Source organism: Hyphomonas sp. GM-8P (assembly GCF_003263315.1).
Classification (GTDB): Bacteria; Pseudomonadota; Alphaproteobacteria; order Caulobacterales; family Hyphomonadaceae; genus Hyphomonas.
In genome coordinates this window covers 107758-129115 of sequence record NZ_AWFE01000013.1, presented here as the reverse complement: position 1 = coordinate 129115, position 21358 = coordinate 107758, and the positions used below count along the sequence as shown (strand labels likewise).

The 21358-nt window shown below is 54.9% G+C and carries 15 protein-coding genes and 1 pseudogene; 9 read left to right on the top strand and 7 right to left on the bottom strand.

Annotation, left to right across the window (positions count from 1 at the left end):
- The first annotated feature begins 392 nt into the window (after positions 1-392).
- The 4 genes and pseudogenes from HY26_RS02255 to HY26_RS19380 all read left to right on the top strand — a co-directional run bounded on the left by HY26_RS02255 (position 393) and on the right by HY26_RS19380 (position 5958).
- A complete protein-coding gene (locus HY26_RS02255) occupies positions 393-2117 on the top strand; it encodes a DUF3363 domain-containing protein (RefSeq protein WP_112072846.1) in 1725 nt (574 codons plus the stop codon).
- Positions 2118-2231: 114 nt separating this feature from the next.
- A complete protein-coding gene (locus HY26_RS02250; protein ID WP_112072848.1) occupies positions 2232-4199 on the top strand; it encodes a conjugal transfer protein TraG in 1968 nt (655 codons plus the stop codon).
- A 3-nt stretch (positions 4200-4202) separates the two neighbouring features.
- Positions 4203-4589 carry a ribbon-helix-helix protein, CopG family gene (locus HY26_RS02245; RefSeq protein ID WP_112072845.1) on the top strand — a complete coding sequence of 129 codons (387 nt, stop codon included), beginning with the start codon at positions 4203-4205 and terminating at the stop codon, positions 4587-4589.
- A gap of 205 nt (positions 4590-4794) precedes the next feature.
- Positions 4795-5958, top strand: a pseudogene (locus tag HY26_RS19380) (IS3 family transposase).
- 191 nt (positions 5959-6149) lie between these two features.
- Here HY26_RS19380 and HY26_RS02225 read toward each other — a convergent pair.
- Together HY26_RS02225 and HY26_RS18935 are read right to left on the bottom strand one after the other, a co-directional pair.
- A complete protein-coding gene (locus HY26_RS02225) occupies positions 6150-6923 on the bottom strand; it encodes a hypothetical protein (protein ID WP_158531395.1) in 774 nt (257 codons plus the stop codon).
- A gap of 1067 nt (positions 6924-7990) precedes the next feature.
- Positions 7991-8182, bottom strand: a complete 192-nt coding sequence (locus HY26_RS18935) for a hypothetical protein (protein ID WP_158531394.1) — start codon at positions 8180-8182, stop codon at positions 7991-7993.
- Between the two features lie 204 nt (positions 8183-8386).
- On the opposite strand from HY26_RS18935, the gene HY26_RS02215 reads away from it, so the two are divergent.
- The 5 genes from HY26_RS02215 to HY26_RS02195 all read left to right on the top strand — a co-directional run bounded on the left by HY26_RS02215 (position 8387) and on the right by HY26_RS02195 (position 17758).
- On the top strand, positions 8387-9682 hold the full coding sequence (locus HY26_RS02215) for a TolC family protein (RefSeq protein ID WP_112072839.1): 1296 nt from the start codon (positions 8387-8389) through the stop codon (positions 9680-9682).
- Positions 9679-10920: an efflux RND transporter periplasmic adaptor subunit gene (locus tag HY26_RS02210; protein WP_112072838.1), complete on the top strand. Its 1242-nt coding sequence runs from the start codon at positions 9679-9681 to the stop codon at positions 10918-10920. The genes HY26_RS02215 and HY26_RS02210 overlap by 4 nt, the downstream gene beginning before the upstream one ends.
- A gap of 11 nt (positions 10921-10931) precedes the next feature.
- Entirely contained in the window at positions 10932-14051 is a 3120-nt protein-coding gene (locus HY26_RS02205; protein WP_112072837.1) for an efflux RND transporter permease subunit, read from the top strand.
- Between the two features lie 270 nt (positions 14052-14321).
- Complete coding sequence (gene nhaA, locus HY26_RS02200; RefSeq protein WP_112072836.1) at positions 14322-15509, top strand: Na+/H+ antiporter NhaA; 1188 nt, start codon at positions 14322-14324, stop codon at positions 15507-15509.
- Positions 15510-15700: 191 nt separating this feature from the next.
- Positions 15701-17758, top strand: a complete 2058-nt coding sequence (locus HY26_RS02195) for a heavy metal translocating P-type ATPase (RefSeq protein ID WP_112072835.1) — start codon at positions 15701-15703, stop codon at positions 17756-17758.
- A 195-nt stretch (positions 17759-17953) separates the two neighbouring features.
- Here HY26_RS02195 and HY26_RS02190 read toward each other — a convergent pair whose 3' ends face one another.
- From HY26_RS02190 to HY26_RS18930, 5 genes are all read right to left on the bottom strand, one after another.
- Positions 17954-18142, bottom strand: coding sequence for a hypothetical protein (locus HY26_RS02190; protein ID WP_112072834.1), 189 nt, complete (start codon positions 18140-18142; stop codon positions 17954-17956).
- Between the two features lie 475 nt (positions 18143-18617).
- On the bottom strand, positions 18618-19019 hold the full coding sequence (acpS, locus tag HY26_RS02185; RefSeq protein ID WP_112072833.1) for a holo-ACP synthase: 402 nt from the start codon (positions 19017-19019) through the stop codon (positions 18618-18620).
- On the bottom strand, positions 19016-20062 hold the full coding sequence (locus HY26_RS02180; protein ID WP_112072832.1) for a nucleotide kinase domain-containing protein: 1047 nt from the start codon (positions 20060-20062) through the stop codon (positions 19016-19018). Before HY26_RS02180 ends, acpS begins: the two co-directional genes overlap by 4 nt.
- 76 nt (positions 20063-20138) lie before the next feature.
- Positions 20139-20786 carry a deoxycytidine triphosphate deaminase gene (locus tag HY26_RS02175; protein WP_158531393.1) on the bottom strand — a complete coding sequence of 216 codons (648 nt, stop codon included), beginning with the start codon at positions 20784-20786 and terminating at the stop codon, positions 20139-20141.
- Between the two features lie 7 nt (positions 20787-20793).
- A complete protein-coding gene (locus HY26_RS18930) occupies positions 20794-21357 on the bottom strand; it encodes a hypothetical protein (RefSeq protein WP_158531392.1) in 564 nt (187 codons plus the stop codon).
- Between the last annotated feature and the right edge of the window lies 1 nt (position 21358).

Here is a 21358-nt window from a genome sequence, read left to right as displayed (position 1 = left end):
ACAGGATGGGCGGGTTTAGTGAGGGCAAGATAAAACGCTTGGCGCCAGGCCCTGCCTAACACCCTGTCTGCACATCGATTTTCAGGCGCCCTTTGCGCGGTTTCGAGACGCTCGGCGAACGGACGTAGTCCCCCGTAGTTATTGGAGGTTGTGGGGGCGCCAGGTAGTAGGAGGCGGTCTTGCCAGTGGATGATGACTTCACTCCACGTCTGTGCCGGATCAGGGATCGTGGACAGGCAGGTGGTCAGCCGCTTTCCAAGCGTTTGCGAAATGCGGCTGCGAGGCTTGGCCCGAAGGGTAAGGCTAGCCGCTATTCGGGGCGCAGTCTGGGCCGGGGATCTGCAACGGCGAGGCAGCTGGAATTTCAGCGCGGCAGAATAGCTGCGTTCCGCATGCGGCGGGTCGTTGTCAAATTCCACATATCGCGCGCCGGACGGTTGGCCGGAAATGGATCCTTCCGTGCGCATCTTCACTACATACAGCGTGATGGCGTTGAGCGGGACGGAAAAGGTGGTGAACTCTACGGGCGTGAGGGTGAAACGCCGGGCGCTTCGGACTTCCTCGAACGCAGCGAGAATGACCGTCATCAGTTCCGCATCATCGTGTCGCCAGAAGACGGAGTGGCGCTTGGTGATCTGCGCGAACATACACGCGCCCTGATGACACAGATGGAACGGGATCTCGGCACGCGTCTCGATTGGGTTGCCGTGGATCACCACAACACCGGCCATTCTCACACGCATATCGTCGTTCGTGGAAAGGATGCGCGGGGTAAGGATCTCATCATCGCGCCGGACTATCTGAAATCCGGTCTCCGGCAGCGCGCTTCAGACCTGGTCACGGAAAGGCTGGGACCGCGGCGCGATCTTGAGATTGCAAGAGCTCGGCATTCAGAGGTTCAGCGGGACAGGCTGACGGCAATCGATCGGGCCATGATGCGAGATGTCGAAGGGCGTGCACTGGCGATCAGTGGAACCGCTTCAAGTGAAGCCGATCGCTTTGATCACAGCCTTCGCCTTCAGCGGCTCAGCCATCTGGAGCGGCTGGGCCTGGCCACACAGATGGAGGATGGCCGCTGGCAGATGGCGGCGGACTGGGACAGGACGCTCGCAGACATGGGCCGTCGCAATGATGTCATCGCAACGCTGGCGCATCGGTTTGGGAAGAGGGATGGTGTTGAACGGCTTGCGAGCTTCGATCCGGCTCGACCGGCAGGCGGCAAGCTCGTCGGCACAGTACTGGCCGCATTTCCGGATGATGAGCTGCGAGATCGGCGCTCGATTGTTGTGGAGGATTTTGATGGGCGGCAATGGCTTGTCGATCTGGGGCAGGCGGAGCCTGGCTCCACACCTCCGGAAGGAGCAGTCGTCGAAGTCGGGTCGCGCAAGGCGAAGGAACGGAGTTCAGACCGGGTGATCGCAGATATCGCTGACAACACAGGCGGGCGCTATTCCGAGCGTCTTCATGCTGAGGCCGATCCATCCTCCACAGCCGCGTTCCGGCAAGCTCATGTCAGACGCCTGGAAGCACTCCGGCGGGCAGGCGTGGTCGAACGGATGCAGGATGGGAGCTGGGCTATTCCGAATAACTTTCTTGAGAAGGCTGTCGCGTTTGAAGCGGATCGGGCAGGGAGTGTCAGCCTGAAAACCCTGTCCTGGCTCACACTGGAAGAGCAGGTCACGCATCGGGGTGTGACCTGGCTGGATGAAGGACACGGGGACAAGGACGGAAGCCGATTGCGGTCTGTTCGACAAGCCCGGATCGCGTGGTTGCGGGAACACGAGCTGTTGGCGCCGGATGCAAATACGCTCGATGCAGAAGCCCGGGGCCGGCTCAGGCAAAGCGAACATGCTGCGGTTGTCGCGCGAATTGCCAAACAGTCTGGGCGCCAGCAAGTCGAGCTTCAGACGGGTGACACGATCACAGGAAAATATGAGCGCGCAATCAATCTTGGTTCTGGGCGCATTGCTGTCGTCGGCAATGCGAAGGAATTTGCACTGGTCCCATGGCGGCCGGAGATCGAGCGTCATCGCGGACGCGAGTTGGTCGCCAAACGAACCGCCCAGGGCGTGTCATGGACGATCGGGATGAGCCGGCAACGCGGCCTGTCACGTTAGGCACTTGCATGCCTTTGGATGAGACTGCCGAGCTTGCCATCGCGTCCGACTGTCGGAGGAGCCGGTGGCTGATCGAAGATGGCGATCTCTTCGTTCGACGCAAAGGACCTCGCCATGCGCCCCGGAAAAATCCTGCTCGGTCAAGTCCTCGTTGTCTTCATCCTGATTGTTCTGACGATCTGGGGAGCGACGCAGTGGACGGCCTACATGTTCGGATACCAGCCGGCCCTTGGGCACCCTTGGTTTTTCGTACGCGACATGCCGGTCTACAAACCCTGGCGCCTGTTCCAGTGGTGGTATGCCTATGAGGCCTATGCGCCAGGCGTGTTTGCACGCGCGGGCCTCATTGCCTCAAGCGGTGGATTGCTTGGTATCTTCGCCGCCGTCGTCGGTTCGGTGATCCGGAGCCGGGACGCCGCGAATGTTACGACCTATGGTTCGGCGCGCTGGGCTAAGCCGCATGAACTGAAGCGACATGGTCTGCTGGCAAGTGATGGCGTGTTTCTCGGCAAAGTCCAGCACGCCTATCTCCGCCATGACGGACCGGAACACGTCATGGCCTTTGCGCCCACCCGTTCAGGGAAGGGGGTGGGATTAGTTGTTCCGACCTTGTTGTCCTGGACCGGCAGCGCCGTCATTCATGACATCAAGGGAGAGAACTGGGAGCTGACATCCGGTTGGCGCTCGACTTTTTCGACCTGCATCCGGTTCGATCCGACCGATCGGCGCTCACCCCGTTACAACCCGCTCCTGGAAGTCCGACGCGGCGAATGCGAGGTACGGGATGTCCAGAATATCGCGGACATCCTTGTCGATCCGGAAGGTTCGCTGGAGCGTCGCAATCATTGGGAAAAGACCGGGCATTCCCTGCTCGTCGGGGTAATCCTGCATGTCCTCTACACCGAGAAGGACAAGACATTGTCGGGGTGTGCGAAGTTCCTCTCTAATCCGGACCGGACCTTCACGGCAACGCTCACAAGAATGATGCGGACGAAGCACTTAACAACTGAGGCGGGAGAGCGTTCTGTCCAACCCGTAGTGGCTGAAGCCGCGAGAGACCTCCTGAACAAGTCCGAAAATGAACGCTCCGGTGTGCTGTCGACCGCTATGAGTTTCCTCGCACTCTACCGTGACCCGGTGGTCGCTGCGGTGACGTCAGCGAGCGACTGGCGTCTTACTGATCTTGTGGACGCCGCACGGCCAGTTTCGCTTTACCTAGCCTGTCCGCCCTCCGACATGTCGCGGACGAAACCGCTGATGCGCCTTATCCTCAATCAGATCGGGCGGCGGCTGACAGAAGAGCTGCCGGACGCGAATCGGCGGAAATTGCTCATGATGCTGGATGAGTTTCCCGCACTCGGACGCTTGGATTTCTTCGAGTCTGCGCTTGCCTTCATGGCAGGGTACGGCATCCGTGCCTATTTGATCGCCCAATCGCTCAATCAGATCGAAAAAGCCTACGGTCCGAACAATTCGATCATGGACAACTGCCATGTCCGGGTCGCGTTCGCGACAAATGATGAGCGGACAGCCAAGCGGATATCAGACGCACTCGGGACCAAGACAGAGCTTCGGTCCCAGAAGAACTATACGGGCCACAGGCTCGCTCCCTGGCTCAGCCACATGATGGTGTCTCGCCAGGAAACGCAGAGGCCATTGCTGACGCCGGGGGAGGTTATGCAGCTGCCAGCCCGAGATGCGGTCATCATGGTGTCGGGCGCACCACCTGTGCAGGCGAAGAAGCTGCGCTATTTTGAGGACCGGAACTTCACACGAAGGATGTTGCCGGCGGCTGGTGTTGAGATTGCTTCCATGAATGATGCGGACAACTGGTCCCGATTGATTGAAGGGGACACGGTGGCGTCCGCCGATGATGTTATCCCAATAGATGCAGCTGAGGGCGGGCTTGAACGGGTACCGGATCTTGTTGTGCCACCTGAGGAAGCGAGCCCTGATCTGGAACCCGATCCCGAGTCGCCTGATGAAGGTGATCCCGATCCATTCGAGGCGCGCCACCTCGAAACCATCCGTAGGGCGGCAGCGCTCGATCTGGCCGACCCTGACACTTTGCCGGATTTCTGAGCCATGCCCAAGCCACGGATCAATTTGAGGCTTGCTGCAGGTGTTTACGCCAAACTTGATGAGGCTACGCGGCATCCAGGCGTTACCAAATCTGCCATCATCGAGCAGGCGCTTCGGGAGTATTTTAATCCTGAGGTCAAATTAAGGTTTGAAGAACGCATTATGGCGCGCCTAGATGCCTTTGATGTTCGTCAGGGTGAAATCGAACGTGATGTCGGCTTTACGCTCGAGGCACTCGGTCAGTTTGTTCTCTATTGGCTGACCAGGACTGATCCTCTTCCGGAAAGGGAGCGGGACGCGGCGCATGCGTTGGGACAGAGACGGTTTAGGTACTTCGTTGAGCAAGTGGCCAGGAAAGTGAAGAGTGAGGGAAGCTGCTTCCCAAAATGAAGTGATCACCACATAGTGGGTAACGTAGGTTAACCTTGGCAAGCTCCAGCAATCACTCGACACTGAATAAAAATCAGCTCACGCACTAACGGATAGTGACTGAAATCCATGTTCGAGGAAGCTTGTGCGTTGTCGGGTAGCAAGAGCCATTCAAATTGACGTATCAGAATCTGCGACGTGACCGAGCGACAGTGATCCGGATTTGATGTTAGTTTTGCGGCGGATTTCCCGAAGGAGAGAGTTCGAAGGGAAGAAAAAGCGCTATTCGACCGAGCGGATCGTGGCGGCCCTAAAGCAGGGCGAGATTGGAATGTCTGTAGCGGACTTGATCCGCCAAATGGGGATCACCGGGCAGTCCTGTTACCGGGGGAAGAAGAAGTATGGCGGGCTGGGATCTGACTAGTTCCGGGAGCTGAAGCAGGTCTTGGAGGAGAACATCCGGTTGAAGACGCTCGTTGCGGAACCAAGCCTCGACAAGGCGGCCCTTCAGGGCGTTCTGTCAAAACGTTCCCCGACCATTGCTCATGAAACAGGTTGTTGATTACGTGACGGCGACGCACGGTTACGGCCGGCGCAAGGCTTGCCGTCTGACGCGCCAGCATCGCTCAGCGCAAAGGAAGTCGCTGCGTACGGGCCCACTGACCGAACGGTGCCAGCGCATGGATGAGATCGTGGCGACACAGATCAGGTTCGGATACAGGCGGGTGGATGTCATGCTGAAGCGCGAGGGCTGGCAGGTGGACCAGAACGTTGTTTATCGTCTCTATCGCGAAGAAGCCTGTGTTTACGGGCGGAACGGCTCCGCAGGCGCAAGATGGCGGTTCATCGGGAGGCCCGCTGTCAGCCATCCCGGCCGAACCAAGCCTAGAGCATGAATTTTGTTCATGACCAACCATCGAAAGGTGATAAGATCAGCTTACTGACCGTTGCAGGCGTGTTTGCGCGGGACTTGTTCGCCATTGAAGTCGGCTTGCGTCTACGAAGTGAAGATGTGGTCCGGGTGTTGAGCCGGCTGGTCTGGTTGCCAGGACGGCCAGAGACGGTATTTTGCGAAAATGGCGCGGAATTTACCGGACAGATCATCGACCCCTGGGCCCATCATCACAGCGGCCGGATGGACTTCTCTCGTCCCGGCACACCGACAGACAATGCACACATTGAATCGTTCAACAGTACGCTGCGCGACGAGTTCCTGAACGGGAACTAGTTTGCCTCGCTAGCCGATGCGCAGCGGTTCGCTGACGCGTGGCGGATCGACTACAATGAGAGCCGGATTCATATGGCTCACAATGGAAAAAACGTTGGCGGATTTGCCGAAATTTCAGGCCTGTGCCATAGTGGCGAGGTCCAACTTGCCGCTGGATTTTAGCGTCAAGGCCGAACCACCGATCCCAAGCGCGTCAAGAAACCGACAGGCTAAGAAATCTGACTGACCGCCTCGGTAGGTCAGACCAGGAACGATAAATGCCAAACACTGTGAGTGAAGGGAAAACTAAAATTGGCTTCTCGTATGGTACACTCCAGCCTACTATTTTGACATTCTGCGTGGACACCAAATTACTATCGAGAAGACCGCCATTCTGGAAGAGTTAGAATAAAGCTATTGTCACACCCTACAGTACTGTAAATTAAGCTTCCGCCTTGAGCCTCTGCAGCCACCAGTGCAAGATCCAGCCATGCAGGGGCAAAGCCGCCGGGGGGCATGCTTAAAGATGAGCGATCTCCATTCAATTTGTGAACTGTTGGTAGGTTAAGCATAATGGCGTCGGATGTAATCTTAAGACTGGCGCCTGGTCCGACTACAACGCGAATATTTGTATTCTGCTCGCAGTTACTCAGTATCCCCGAAATCAACGTAATCAGCGTGGTGGACACCACTAGATCTGACCCAAAAGAAGGAGTTGGTGCGTCGATCTTCAGGGAAATGGACTTGCCGTCTCGGATAGCAATTGGCGCAAGCTCGGCGATCACCTGCCGTGAAAGTGCATCCAGTTGCAATGGCTGCTGACTCGGGGGCGCTGGTGTCTTGCTGCTCGAAAGCAGGAGCAGGCGGTCTGCGGACTTAGATAGTAAGCTAATGATCTTTCGTGGCAGAAGCGATTCGTCAGTTTGCAGCTTATCTGCTGATAGCGTCAAAATTCCAATGGAGTTTTTTAATTCATGAGCAGCGCGGTCCGAAAAATCCTCCTGTCGGTGTTTGTAAGCGACGAGTTTTGATGTCAGGTTGCTTGCTAAAATGGCGAGTGACTCAATCTCACGAGGCAAAGCAACGTCGACCGGGATGGTGGGCAGAGATTCAGATTCTTCGAAGAACTGCTTGGTTGCTTTACTCAAGTGATTGGATATGTGGCGGATCGTTAGGGCGGTGCCAACGGCGAATATGATAACAACCACAATTGCGGGGGGGAGAGCGTGTCGCATCAAAGCTTCAGTGCTGTGACTGTTTGACAATTCGGTTTTATCGATAGTTCCAAACTGCCGGACAAGAGCCACACTAAGGCCAATTAGTGCTATTGCTCCGGACCAGGACAATCCCGCGACAAGGCTTCTTGAGATTGATTTCATTGCTCTTGCAGTATCTCTGTTATGATTGAAAAACAAGATGCATCACAATACCATGTTTATTCCTATTCCTCCAACGCTGTGAATAAAGTAGCTTCGGCCTATACTCCCGCAGCATGGGTCAAATTGTTTGTGTGGGGAGTGGGCTAGTTTGAGATCGCCAATCTTCTTCTGTTCTAATCACGAGATTGTTGTCGGTGTTATAGTTCAAGTGCTGAGGAATAGGGGATTGTGGGGCGGTCCTGCTCCGCCAGGCGTGGCAGGATGGCTACTCTTCGATATTTATCTGTCGGCTCTTTGCGACAGCGGCACGCCGATTGCTGCGTGTGTGCAGGCCACTTATGAATGCCGCAACGCCAGCTCTTGTGACTGGCGCATAGGCCAGCATTGGGCCTGACCTGGCAACGTTCTCCGCTGTCCCAGTGAGTTGCTCGCCTCTCAGCTAGGTATAGCCAAGAGCCGCGTCGAGCAGGCTGTTCCCGCCGATAGCCCTGTCAGAATTACGTCGACCTGAATTTGCATTCTAAACGTGTCGCATCTTACAAGTGAGTTAATTTGGTAAAAATGGCATTGAAAGTTTAGCGGATACGTTCCCGGATGTCGCATTGTCTATTTAATTGGAGCAAATCATTTCGCGATTAATCCCATTTGGATTGGTAAAAATTCCTACGCGAGTTTCCTGTTCTCGGACAAAAGTGCCTTCAGATCTAGGGTGACATTAAACCTTGACCTGTCGATAATGAGAACTGATATAAAAGGCCGAGGTGAAAGTGATTTCGCGCAGCTATCCACTGCAGACAGTTTGAGAGATGTCTCTGAAAAGAGTAACAAAGAGTGTTTCAAGGCTCATCATCGCGGTGATGGTTTTGGCCTGTATGGCGTCCCCAGTAAGTGCGGCTGCTGATCTCTCTATTGCTTGCGACGATGTTCACAGTCTCTCGGTGGATGTTGATTTGTCTGATGATAAGCCATCCGACGACGCGGCTCCAGAAGCCGTTGATCATCCGCTTCATCACTGCGGTGGTTGTCATATTCACATTTTGGCAGAAGCGTGTGGTGAAAAGGTGGATGCCAACAACACTCTATCTCTTCGGCCCGACCTAAATCGGACAATTGCTGAACAATCCGGTCCAGACGGACCATATCGACCGCCTCGAGTTTAGATCACGACGTCCATAACCGGAATACGCAATACTTTTGCGTAGTTAGTGAATCTATCCGAGGAAATATATCCTATGAATCCCCTATCTCGCGGCATGTTTGTCGCATTGGCTCTGCCATGTCTGGCAGGTCAAGCTATCGCCGATGGCTGTGGTCCCTCGTCGACCCAATTCGAAAACCCCGGGCGAAGCTCACCACTGACTCTTGAAATGGCGGTTCGACGGGCTGGTCTTGCCTCTCCCGAGGTCTTGGAGGCCGCCCTTGAGGCAAGAGCCGCGTCTGCTGACGCGGATCAAGCCGGGAGGTGGCTCAATCCGTCTGTTTCGATAGAAACGGAAAATTTTGCAGGGGCGGGCCCTCTTAAAGGTTTCAATTCATCTGAGAGTACACTCACCATTGAGCAAACCGTCCAACTTGGCGGAAAGCGACGTCTTTCCGAGCGGGCTGCCAGGGCACAAGCTGCGTTGGCAAATGCCACGTGCGATGTTCGGCGTTTGGAAGTCCAAACGCTTGCGGGAGAATTGTATCTTGATCTGCAAGCAGCTATCGAGATGGCCAAAGTTGCCTCCGATGCGGCGACGCTGGCGGGAGAATTTTCAAACATTGTTGCGCGAAGAGTGGAGGCGGGGGCATCTGCGCCTCCAGAGCTCGCAAGATCACGCGCGGAAGAGGCTGTTCTTCAGGCAACAGCCGAAGCGGCTCGCGGTGAGGTTGAAGCAAGAGCCTTCGCCCTTGCATCCGTTTGGGGGCAGGCACGGGTCGATTTTGGATTACCCGTCCCCGCTGGTGTCACAGCTTTCCAAGTTGAATTGACGCGGTCAGTTGCTGACCGGTCACACCCAAAACTCGCTGAGGCGGACGCGGGGTCGGCAGCGCGCCGCGCTGCCACGGATCGAGCCCGCGCAGGCGCATGGCCGAATGTGACGCTTTCAGCGGGGTTCCGCAGATTTGAACAGACTGGAGATAATGCGTTCCTTGCGGGAGTCAGCGTCCCTCTACCTCTATTCGACCGCAATCAGGACGCGACCCGCGCGGCCCGGTTGAGATCTCAGGGGGCTGAATTGAACTCGATGGCCGTAGAAGCTCGATTGAGAATTGAGCAGGCAAGTCTTGTGGCTCGTAGTCGGACCTACAGATCCCGACTTGATCGGCTTGAAGGTGAAGCACTTCCGTTGGCTGAACAAGCCTATTTTGCTGCGGCTGAAGGATACCGCGTTGGAAAGTTCGATCTGACGGCGACACTCGATGCGCGTCGTAGTCTCATCGAGACACGCGCCGCAGTCATTCAAGCACGCCTTGCGCTTGAAACCGAAATGCTCCGGCTCAGTGCCCTGATCGGTGCTGCACCGTTTGAAGGAAATTACCAATGAGAAAGAACATATTGTACGTGACATTGCTGGCGCCCAGCTTCCTGTTTCTGCCCGCATGCGGTGTCGACAAAGTCACCAATGGTGCGATGGCGGAGGCCGCGGCTGTATCTGATGAAGATCATGATGGGCATGATGAAGAAAACAGTGATGGCAGTCACGAAGAAGCTAACGCTGACGAGCATGTCGAATTGAGTGCGGAAGAAGCCGCGGCGTCTGGAATTGTTATTGCGCAGGCCGAACGAGGCGATGTGTCTGTCCCATTGGATCTACCTGCGGAAATCCGCTTCGATGCTGATCGTGTTGCGCGGGTTTCCTCCAAAGTGGAAGGAATTGTTTCGCGGATGTACGTTGGCGAAGGAGATAGCGTTAAAGCCGGATCTGCGTTGGCGCTTTTAACTAGTAGAGAGCTTTCTGGTTTGAAGGCCGACTATCTAAGTGCGCTTAGTGCTGAGCGTCTATCCAAGGCTGATCTTGATAGGGAAGAGAAGCTCTGGGAGCAGAAGATTACTTCGGACGCTGATGTGCAGTCCGCGAGGGCCGAGTATGCCGCTGCCAAAGCGACGCGACAGGCAACCGAGAACAGACTGCATGCGGTTGGTGTAAGCGACAGACTTCTGAGTGCTCTCGGCGAGACCGAGGATGGGGCGTTTGGGGAAGCAATTGTAACCACGCCGATTTCTGGAAGAGTGATTCAGCGAAACATTTCTCTGGGTGAGACAGTGTCGACGGATGCCGACCCGTTATTTGTGGTTGTCGATGACTCTGTCGTTTGGGCGGATATTGCGGTGTATAAAGAAGACTTGTCCAAAGTGGATTCAGGCATGAAAGTGGATCTCCTGCGCGACGGCGGAGGGGTGTTGGCGACAGGGACGGTCTGGACCGTATTACCTGTAATTAATGAGACGTCTAGGACTGCCACCGCACGAGTCATTGTTGAAAACTCTCAACGCCAAATGAAACCCGGTCAATTTGTGACGGCGAGGCTTTCCACAAATGCAACAAGATCCGTTGTGCGTGTAAGTTCAGACGCAATTGTACTGGTTGAGGACTTTCCATCCATTTTTGTTCCTACGGATGATGGCTTTGAACCGCGTCGGGTCGAACTGGGAGCAAGCGCTCTTGGGTTTACAGAAATCCGCTCTGGGCTGCTCGAGGGCGAACGCTTCGTGTCGAAAGGGGCCTTCACCTTGAAAGCCCAGTTGGAAAAAGATGCCTTTGGCGACGGCCACGCCCACTAGGAGAATACCATATGTTTAGCTTGATGCACCGACTCGCCGGTGGGCGGCTGCTTGCCGCCATCGCCGCTCTCGCTCTATCTATTGGCGGACTGTTTGCGTTCCGCAACTTGCCAGTTGACGCGTTTCCCGATCCGTCACCGTCCCTTGTCCAGGTTTTCACCGAGACGGAGGGACTTTCTCCGGAGGAAGTTGAGCGGTACGTAACTTATCCCATAGAAACGGCAATGTCAGGATTGCCCAAAGTGAAGGAAATTCGTTCGACCTCGAATTTCGGCCTGTCAGTTGTAAACATTTACTTTCAGGATGGGACCGATGTCTATTTCGCAAGACAGGTTGTTGGTGAGCGTCTCAGCGAAGCAACGGATGCGATACCGCAGGGATTTGGAACACCAAAGATGGGGCCGATTTCGACCGGCCTCGGGATCATTATGTACTATCGTCTGATCGATGAAACGGGCACGCGCTCTCTGGTCGAATTGCGGGAAATTGCCGATTGGATGATCAAGTATCCTCTTCAATCTGTTGAAGGTGTGACAGAAGTTCTGTCGCTAGGTGGCTTTGAAAAGCAATACCAGATACAGTTGGACCCAAATCAACTTACCTCTTATCAGCTCCACGTCTCAGACGTTATTGATGCACTAGAAGCAGCTAACAAGACGGCAGGTGCGCAGTTCATCGAAGTTGGTGCCGAGCAATTTACGGTCCGAGGTGTCGGTCTTGCCCGAACGTTGGATGACTTGCGGGAAACCCCAGTCAAATCCGCTGATGGACGTACAGTCAGAGTCAACGACTTGGGAGATGTTGTCATTGGCGGAGGAGTTCGCCAAGGCATGGCAACGGCCAATGGACAGGGCGAAGCGGTAGCCGGGCTGGTTCTGAAACTGTATGGCTCGAATACGTCAGACGTAATCAAGGCCGCCAAGTCGCGTTTCGATCAGATCAACGAATCCTTGCCAGAAGGAGTGAGGGCCATTCCCTATTATGATCAGGGAACGCTGGTTGAGAAGGCTGCTGCAACTGTAACGACAGCATTGTGGCAGGGGGCTTTGCTTGTCGCTGTAGTTGTCTTTTTGTTCTTGGGAGGGTGGCGGCCGAGCCTTGTGGTGGTGCTATCCATTCCGTTTTCTGTCGGGTTTGCATTCATTTCGATGAATGTGCTCGGTATTGGCGCAAACCTCATGACACTGGGCGGCATTGCAATTGCGATCGGAATGATGGTCGACGGCGCAATTGTCATCGCTGAGAATGTAGAACGTGGCTTCAGAGAGAGGGAAGGAGCAGAAGATGACAGAAGTACAGTCGCACGTGCTAGTGCGGAAGTTATTGCTCCCCTGATTGCGGCGGTAGCTGTCGTTATCATTGTGTTCCTGCCGCTCTTTTCGCTTCAGGGTACTGAAGGTAAGACCTTTCGCCCACTTGCTGCATCGGCTGCCTTGGCGATGACAGGCTCATTGATTTATGCCTCCTTAATTGCTCCAGCTATGGCGCTTGGTCTTATGAGGCCACCCAAACGGAACGAGGGGGGGGGCGACAATCGGCTAACCCGGCTTGTCAGACCGCTCGCCGAGTTTTTTGTACAGAGACGGCTGGTCGCTATCGGGTTGGCTCTCACCCTGCTTCTTGCCGGTGGGTTTTCTGCAACGCGATTGGGCTCGGAATTCACTCCGGCGCTGGAGGAAGGGGACGTCCTCCTTCGTGTTACGATGGCGCCGTCTATATCGCTAAGCGAGGCGAGGGAGACATCTACCAGAGTTGAAAGCCGTCTATTGGCGAGTTTCCCTGAAATCAGTTCTGTTGTCAGCCGCATAGGACGTGGTGAGGTAGGGGCTCACGCAGATCCGGTTAACAGTATTGAGGCGTTTGTTGCGCTCAAACCGAGAAGGGAATGGCGAAAAGGACTTGGGCCCAATGAGCTTCGGGCCGCAATTTCCGATAATCTCGCAGCGTTCCCTGGAATACGCGTGAACGTTGGTCAGCCGATTGCAATGTCCATTGATGAGCTTGTAACCGGTACCAAAGCTCAGCTTGCGGTAAAAATATTTGGACCCGATACGGATGTTTTGCTGGGCAGTTCTCAGCAGCTGCAATCTGTTCTGCAATCTGTTCCAGGGGCGGCCGATGTCCAGGCGGACCAAATCACCGGCGCACCTCAGCTTATTATATCACTGAACCGACCGGCGCTCGGTCGATATGGATTGAGTATCGAAGACGCTCTTGATGCATTGCGATCCGGAGTCGGTGGTGCTGAGGCGGGCGTGGTCTTTGAGGGGGTGCGCCAGTTTCCAGTTATCGTACGTTACACTGAGCAAGATCGAAACACGCCGGAGGCAATCGGACGCATAATACTTGAGTCTGCGACTGGTGCGCGAGTCCCTTTGGAAAGTGTTTCAACTATCCAGGAAGTAGTGGGGCCACGACAGATCACACGTGAGAACGGCGAGCGCTTTATCACGGTCCAGCTCAATGTTCGTGGACGAGATATTGGTAGCTATGTTGCTGATGCTCAGGAGGCTGTGACTTCGCAGTTGAAGTTGCCACCTGGCTATCGAATCGAATGGGGGGGGCAATTTGAATTGCAACAGGAAGCGAACCGTCGATTCGCAGTTGTGATACCCGTCACTTTGGGTATCGTTTTCCTCATCCTTCTGATGACGTTTGGACGAATGAAATCGGCGATCCTGATACTGCTGAATATTCCTCTTGCTCTAACGGGCGGTGCGATGGCGCTTTGGTTCAGTGGATTGCCGGTTTCGGTGCCTGCAACTGTCGGCTTTATTGCATTGTTCGGTATAGCTTTGGGAAATGGAATGGTGCTTGTCAGTTTCATGGATGACTTCGCAAGATCCGGGCGAGATCGAGATGAGCTTGCCGTTGACGCGGCAGGCCTCAGAGCCCGGCCTGTACTGATGACAGCTATGACCACTGCGCTCGGCTTGGCGCCGCTGCTGTTCGCAACGGGGGTGGGGGCGGAAGTTCAGCGACCACTCGCAACAGTTGTAATGGGCGGCCTTGTGTCATCAACTGTATTAACACTTCTTGTGTTGCCGGCTTTGCACCGCTGGTTTGCTCCCAAGCCCGACGCGCATCATTCCATGTTGGAGGCTGAACATACGCATCCAACTTCCAACTAGCGCTTAATCCCAATCATATCACTCTCGCAGTCAAACTGGTTGCGGGAGTGATATTATCGCCCAGCTGGGATGAGTGAGTGCGTGATGTTGGGCGGAAGCGCGCGGATCGAGATTTCTCTCCTGGAGTGGATTTGTGCTTGTAAACCCTTGGGCTGGGGCAACAAATTCTTCTCGGCCTTCCAATGTGTTCTGGGAAAATTCCCATACTGAGGAAGAGGTTCGATGTGTGTGTTCCTTAGACGGAAGGAAATTCTATAGTCAGGGTGTATCATGAAGGATAATGTTATTGGGTTTCTGAATTCGGCCAAGGGGGCGGGGGCCCTCTTGCTCACCTCAATGGTGATGGCTTTCGTTTGGGTGAATTCACCCTTCGCGGCTTCTTACGAGTTGATCCACCATGCTCAAGTGTCAGTGAGTATTGGGGACTTCGAGCTTGGGAAGCCAATGATCTCGTGGATCAATGAAGGCCTTATGGTCATATTCTTCTTTCTGGTAGGTCTGGAAATAAAGAGAGAGGTCTTGGCTGGACAACTTTCGTCGTTGTCTCAGTTAGCTCTACCTGCATTCGGAGCATTCGGAGGTATGTTAGTGCCTGCTCTGGTGTACCTATATTTCAATCAAGGAGACCAAGAGGCGATCCGGGGGTGGGCCATTCCCGTCGCAACCGACATTGTTCTCGTCTTGGCGTTGTTGGCGATACTAGAAAATAGGATCCCACTTTCTCTAAAGATATTTTTGACCGCATTAGCTGTATTTGATGACCTTGGGACGCTTGTTGCGATCGCTGGATTCTATTCACATGGGCTGAGTGCACTTTCTCTGGCCTTGGCGGGTGGGGGACTAGGCGCGCTCGGTGTTTTGAATAGAATTGGGGTGTTTCGCATTAGCCTTCATTTGACGATAGGGCTCTTCATCTGGCTGGCGATTCTTGAATCTGGAGTCCACGCGACGATCGCAGGCGTACTTATCGCTTTTATGATCCCACTCAGTGTGGGTGACGAACCGATTCTGGAACGTATTGAGCATGCGCTGGCCCCCTGGGTTGCTATGTTAATCATCCCAGTCTTCGCGTTTTTCAATTCTGGAATTAGTGTAAGTGATCTGACTGCGGATAAAATACTGAGCCCGGTAAGTATCGGTGTGATTCTTGGGCTTTTTGTCGGTAAGCAGCTGGGGGTGATGCTGGGTGTACTTATTGCGGTAAGGTTTCGGCTATCCAGGTTACCGGCAGGGTGCGATTGGTATCACATGTACGGCGCGGCCGTGCTGACCGGCGTGGGATTCACGATGGGCTTGTTCGTCGTCGGTCTCGCGTTTAGCCAGGCTGGCTTAATTCTGAGTACAAACTTTAGCGTTATTATTGGGTCGTGCCTCTCAGCTGTAATGGGACTTGCAATTCTATCTGCAAGGTCGATTGCTTTTGATGCTACAGATCAAAGAAAATCGAAGAATATGTAGCGCAAATCACCTCGATCACATTGGGGGATGCGAGAGGATGAAATTTGTTAGCGGCCCACAGCGACCATTCGTTTGCGATATGGAAGCAAGTCAATGAGGAGAGGCCTGGACAGCTAGATCCGTCCTTGTTGGTGTCAGGCGATTGACCAGGTTGTCGAGAATGCTGCCCCAAGAGAATAACGCAAAAATTAATGGTAGTTCACAACAACCTCGGAGGAAGCCATACCGTGTCAAAATCAGAGCAGCCAACCCAAATCAGGCGTCCCCGCGGCGAGCGTTCACACAGTGGTGTCTTTCAGAGTCTATTGGGTCATCGGGCAGAACTGATTTTTGCGTTGGTTTGTGGATTGGTTCTAGCCGTTGGCTGGCTGGGCCCAAAAGTCGGCCTCATGTCAAATAAATCTGCCTTCTTTTTTCTGCTGGGAGCCTATTTTTTCGGCGGATATTTTGCATTGAGGGAGGCTATCGCCAAGATCGTCTCCGGAGTCTTTCAGGTAGACTTTTTGATGATCGCGGCGGCTGTCGGTGCCGCCGCCCTTGGGGAGTGGGCAGAAGGGGCGTTCCTGCTATTCCTGTTCGCGATCGGACATGCGCTTGAACAGTACGCCATGACGCGTGCAAAGGATTCAATTGCTGCACTTGCAGACCTCGCGCCCGACGTGGCGAGGGTGAGGTGCGGTGAGGATATCCAGGAGATAGCCCTAGATGCCTTGAAGATCGGCGACATCGTAATCGTTCGCTCCAATGAACGTATTCCGGCTGATGGCTTTGTCACGCGTGGAACGAGCGCCGTCAATCAGGCCCCAATCACCGGAGAGAGCGCCCCTGTCGACAAACGACCTGTCGAAGACGTCGTCGTGACCAGGGCAAATCCGGATAAGACAAGTGCGGAGCACCATGTGTTTGCCGGCTCTATCAACGGTGCTGGGAGCCTGGAGATTGAAGTGTCTCGTCTTTCGGCTGATACGACGCTCGCGCGCGTGATCGACATGGTCAGTTCGGCAGAGACCCGTCAGTCGCCCACGCAGAGCTTCACCCGCAAGTTTGAGCGTATCTTCGTTCCTCTGGTAATCGGACTCGCTATAGCGACATCACTTTCTTTTCTCGTCTTTGATGAAACGGTAGCGGACAGTTTCTACCGCGCGATGGCGGTTCTTGTGGCTGCAAGCCCATGCGCGCTGGCGATCGCAACGCCGAGCGCTGTCTTGTCGGGAATCGCGAGAGCCGCACGTGGAGGCGTCGTGATCAAGGGCGGTGCGCCACTTGAAGCTCTGGGGCGCGTCGAGGCGGTAGCCTTTGACAAGACTGGCACCCTCACGGAGGGAGAGCCGAAGCTTGTCGACATAGTTCCAAACGAAGGTAGCAATGAGGAAGAATTGCTGTCCGTCGCTGCCGCCGTGGAGTCACTTAGCGATCATCCCCTTGCAGAAGCTGTTGTGCGTGATGCCTCGCGCCGCCTAGGTGCGCCGGTCAGCCCCGCCACAGAGTTCTCGAGCCTGACAGGACGCGGCGTATCGGCGATTGTGAAGGGTAAACCCGTTCACATAGGCAAGTCTGACCTGTTCGCCGAAATTCCGGGTGCTCCCATTCCGGCAGGTCTGGATGCTCGCGCGAAGGACCTGGCGAATTGCGGGCGCACGACCATGATTGTCCGCCACGGCGACCGCTATCTCGGTGTGATCGGTTTGATGGATGCGCCCCGCAAGGCAGCGAGGCCCGTCATTGCAAGGCTGAGAGAGCTTGGAATCAGGCGGATGATGATGATTTCCGGTGACAATCAACGGGTCGCAGATGCCGTCGCAGGAGAGATCGGGCTCGATGAGGCATTCGGCAATCTGATGCCTGAAGACAAGGTAGTCAGGATCGCTGAGATCAGCAAAAGTGGGGGCGTTGCCATGGTGGGAGACGGGGTCAATGATGCCCCGGCGCTCGCAAATGCAACTGTCGGAATTGCTATGGGCGCTGCAGGTTCTGATGTGGCGCTTGAGACAGCCGATGTTGCGCTTATGGCGGACGATCTCGAGACGTTACCCTTCGCCGTTGGGCTCAGCCGTTCGACTAGCCGAATAATTCGCCAGAACCTGTTCGTCAGCCTCGGCGTAGTGGGATTCCTGATTCCGGCAACCTTACTCGGGCTGGGGATTGGGCCGGCTGTGGTTGTTCATGAAGGCTCGACTCTCGCTGTTGTTGCGAATGCTCTGCGGTTATTGGGATATGACACTTCGTTCCAGAGTAATTTGTCCCGCTGAAAAAAAAGGGGGTCCACCCTGTTCCACTAGCCAGCAGCACTATTCAGGAACTTCATAGAGGAAATTACTTTAACAGCTCTGACCCAGCCCCTTGATCCGGGCCGCTTATTTGGAGACTCCGTTCGCCTGTTGAACTTGACCCCATTCCTGGACCATGCCCAAGCCACGGATCAATCTTCGCCTTGCGACCGATATCTACGCTAAGCTTGATAAGGCAACGCCGAGACCTGGTGCAACGAAGGCAGCCAGGCGCTTCGAGAGTACTTTGATCCTGAGGTCAAAACTGGGCTCGAGGAACGCATTCTGGCGCGCTTGGATGCCTTTGAAATCCGTCAGGGTGAAATCGAGCGAGATGTCGGCTTCACGCTTGAGGCGCTTGGTCAATTTGTTCTCTACTGGCTGACTCGGACAGATCCTCTTCCAGAAGGGGAGCGGGAAGCGGCGCACGCGCTTGGGCAGAGAAGGTTCAATTATTTCGTCGAACAAGTTGCGCGAAAAGTAAATGGTGACGGGAGTTTGCTTGCCAGCCTTTGAGCTAGATTCATTCGATATCGACTCTTGCTCTGAGACCCAACCTTGGACTGAGCCGCTCCCAAAGCTGCCCTCACTCGGGGATGGAGTTTTTGGCGCTTCCTCACCTTCGCGGGCTGGCTTCGCCGAGGTGATTCATTGGTGTAATCGGGGGGCATGTTTCCCCACGCGCAAGTGCACATCCATCCTGTTGTGGCGGTCGACGGCTATTCATTGGTCGAGAGGCCATGCAACAGTTCCTGATGCGCTCGCCTCGCGTCAGCGGTGATTGCATTGCTAAGCCATACGGAGAACAAACCTCAGCATGGCACACCTCCTTCCTTATGCGTTATGACGCCGTCGGTTTCGCGATTTCGGCGAGTGCATACGCCAATACGAGCGGAGGACGAGCCGACACGCTGAGATGAAGACGGAGCATGTCATGAGTTTGACCGAATTGGGCAGCAAGGGATGCCTCTGAAATGAATATCGATGGTTTGGACGCGAAAACTTGCCCGATTTCGATGTCATCCCAGAAAAGGGAATCTCCAATCCCGGTGCCGAGCGCTTTGGCGATCGCTTCCTTCGCCGAGAATATACCAGCGTAGGCAATGACAGGATTGGCGGCGCGCTCTGCCCAAGCAAGTTCATTAGGACGGCAAAACTGATTTGTGAAGTCGCGGCCAAATTCTTTTACGGACGCAGAGAGTCGGGGAATGAGACATATGTCATGTCCGACTCCAAAGATCATGGCGTGACATCGCAGCTACTTGTGCCTGAGCTGACGACTTTCCGGTTTGTTGATTTATCGGGGCGGTTTGATGCTCCCGCCGACAAGAATGCAGTAACGCGCATTTCGAGATTCCAATCGGCGGGAAAGGTCGGGTAGGGGATCGGTTCATGGTCCAGGTGGTATTTCTGCTTAATACGCGTCCGGTTTGCGGTCCCCACGATTTCGGGATGGGCAACGCGAGCATATTTGGAAATCTCACAGAATAGGTTCTGGCAATCTATGGGCTGCAGTCGCCGACCAAACAACGAAGGGGGCGAGAGCCTGTAGGCGCCAGCAAGCTGCTCCTGATTTTGATGGACGTGCATGATCACCTGTTCCGGTGTCATGCCATCCAGTTCAGAAAAGCACTTGGCAATTCCGTCAATCGCCCCTGGGCCTGCAACAACGAGATCGGATTCGTCGAAGTGCAGCATTGATGAATAATTGAGGTCGATCGTGAACTGGAAGGCAAGAAACCGTCCGAGACCCGGCCACTCCAAGAGGGACTCATACACGTTGGCAAGGCTAGGCAGTTGCGCGAGGCGTTCGGGTAGTCGCGCCTCCATCATCCGGAAGAGAAGCTCGAGGTGATTGGCGTGCTTTCTTCTGTGCCCGAAGGGGGGGGCGGGAATTATGTAGGCGGCGGAATAAATGCGCTTTCCCTCAGCAAGAAGTTGATCGAACAGCTGAGAGGTCTGCTCATAGTCGAAATCTGTGGATACGATGGGTCCCAGTTCTCTTTCCAGAAATTCCCAAGTTTCGATCTTGTTGAAGAGCTTAAACAGAATGGTCCTGAAGAACACCTCCCGAGGGGATTGCGGCCGGTCCTGTCCTAGTTGGACCTCGGCGATCAGATACTGTGAAACACGGTCGGCCGCGCGAAATGCGTTCGTGAAGCGATAGGTATTCAGAATGGGGTCATTGGACCAAGGGCCGGCGGGCGCGCGAAGGCGGCGCTCATATATGGACTGGCGCTCCCAGGCAAAGCGCCAGTAGGATTCAAAGACCGGTGTCGGCTTCATTGCGGAACCGGTCGATCTTGCGGTGTTGCGTCTGCAGGATCCTTGCCAGTCATATCTATCTCTTTTGCGGTATCCATCACCGGCTGGCGGCTGATGTTTTCGGCCTCCTGTATTGTGTCCTGAGCTGGTCCTGTGTTCGTTCGATTGCTTCGGCTCGTTGATGGTAACGCTTTTCTGAATCCTGGATCTGCGTTGAAAGGCTCTCGAAGGAATGCAGTTGCGGTCCGAGGTCATTGATTATGGTGGAGTCGATCCTTGCATAACCGCGGCGGGTGGCCTCCTCATGAGGCTGGTCAACGTCCGCATACCAGATGTGAAAACACTTTTCACCGCGGGCCAGCGTGATGTCTGAAGGGCCCGCATTGAATACGGCGAACACCAGCCGTCCCTCAAAGCCCGGATCGACATGAAAACCCGACACATTCACAAGGCCCCGGAATTTAAACCGGGCACGGATCGAAATAAAGGCAATGGCATTTGCCGGAACCCTGATGGATTCCTCGGTCAGGAGGAATGCGAACTGCCCAGCGGGAATCCGGAATGTCTGGTCCGGGCCTAGTTGAATCTTTGTCTGGTCGGTCGGGCCGTCAGGTTTCCGGCTGGGGCTCACATATATTTCAGGACCGACGCTGAGAGTGTAATTGGCGCGCTGAATATTGGCCGCGTCATAGAGGTCAATGAGTTGCGGTAGCCGTTCGCGAAGGGTCGAGGCGCTCCAGAACATGGACGGGCTACTCCAGGAGAAGGCTGCGCGGCGAATTTGACTCAATGTCTTTGAGCCGTTGCATGTAGAGATGCGCGAAATCCAGCTTGCGCACTGCTGCCGTCTCGACCAGCAGGCCGAACATGTTTTCATTGGCTGCAAGCAGGGCTTTTCTGAACGGAAAATCCTCTACATGATCGAAGGATTCGCAAGCCTTTGCCATTGCGCCCGCCTGCTCACTATATCGCCTGACAAACCGCAGATCAGTCTTCGGCGTATGCGCGACCACTTGCCCAAGTTCCATAAGGGTGCTGCTCTTTTCGGCCCGGCCTTGAAAGCCGTGCCGGAGGTCCTGAGCGAAGATATTTGCAGTCGCGACCGAAATAATTGCTGCATCCGTGAAGGTGCGTTCGAACAGAACATCGTCGCCGTCTTCTTCAGCCCCAAGAAAGCGCGCCGTATATTTGGCGTGGTGCAGAGCCATGTGCTTCATCCGGCTCGCCGTATCAAGGAACAGGATGTCCGGATGGTAGCCGGCATCATGCCGGTTCTGCTCCCGCTGCAACTGGAGGATCTGGTTGGCGGCGTTCATC

Coding starts and splice junctions, on each gene's coding strand:
- HY26_RS02255 (WP_112072846.1), top strand. CDS start 393: ATGCGGCGGGTCGTTGTCAAATTCCACATATCGCGCGCCGGACGGTTG.
- HY26_RS02250 (WP_112072848.1), top strand. CDS start 2,232: ATGCGCCCCGGAAAAATCCTGCTCGGTCAAGTCCTCGTTGTCTTCATC.
- HY26_RS02245 (WP_112072845.1), top strand. CDS start 4,203: ATGCCCAAGCCACGGATCAATTTGAGGCTTGCTGCAGGTGTTTACGCC.
- HY26_RS18935 (WP_158531394.1), bottom strand. CDS start 8,182: ATGACAACCACCGCAGTGATGAAGCGGATGATCAACGGCTTCTGGAGC.
- HY26_RS02215 (WP_112072839.1), top strand. CDS start 8,387: ATGAATCCCCTATCTCGCGGCATGTTTGTCGCATTGGCTCTGCCATGT.
- HY26_RS02210 (WP_112072838.1), top strand. CDS start 9,679: ATGAGAAAGAACATATTGTACGTGACATTGCTGGCGCCCAGCTTCCTG.
- HY26_RS02205 (WP_112072837.1), top strand. CDS start 10,932: ATGTTTAGCTTGATGCACCGACTCGCCGGTGGGCGGCTGCTTGCCGCC.
- nhaA (WP_112072836.1), top strand. CDS start 14,322: ATGAAGGATAATGTTATTGGGTTTCTGAATTCGGCCAAGGGGGCGGGG.
- HY26_RS02195 (WP_112072835.1), top strand. CDS start 15,701: ATGGTAGTTCACAACAACCTCGGAGGAAGCCATACCGTGTCAAAATCA.
- acpS (WP_112072833.1), bottom strand. CDS start 19,019: ATGATCTTTGGAGTCGGACATGACATATGTCTCATTCCCCGACTCTCT.
- HY26_RS02180 (WP_112072832.1), bottom strand. CDS start 20,062: ATGAAGCCGACACCGGTCTTTGAATCCTACTGGCGCTTTGCCTGGGAG.
- HY26_RS02175 (WP_158531393.1), bottom strand. CDS start 20,786: ATGTTCTGGAGCGCCTCGACCCTTCGCGAACGGCTACCGCAACTCATT.
- HY26_RS18930 (WP_158531392.1), bottom strand. CDS start 21,357: ATGAACGCCGCCAACCAGATCCTCCAGTTGCAGCGGGAGCAGAACCGG.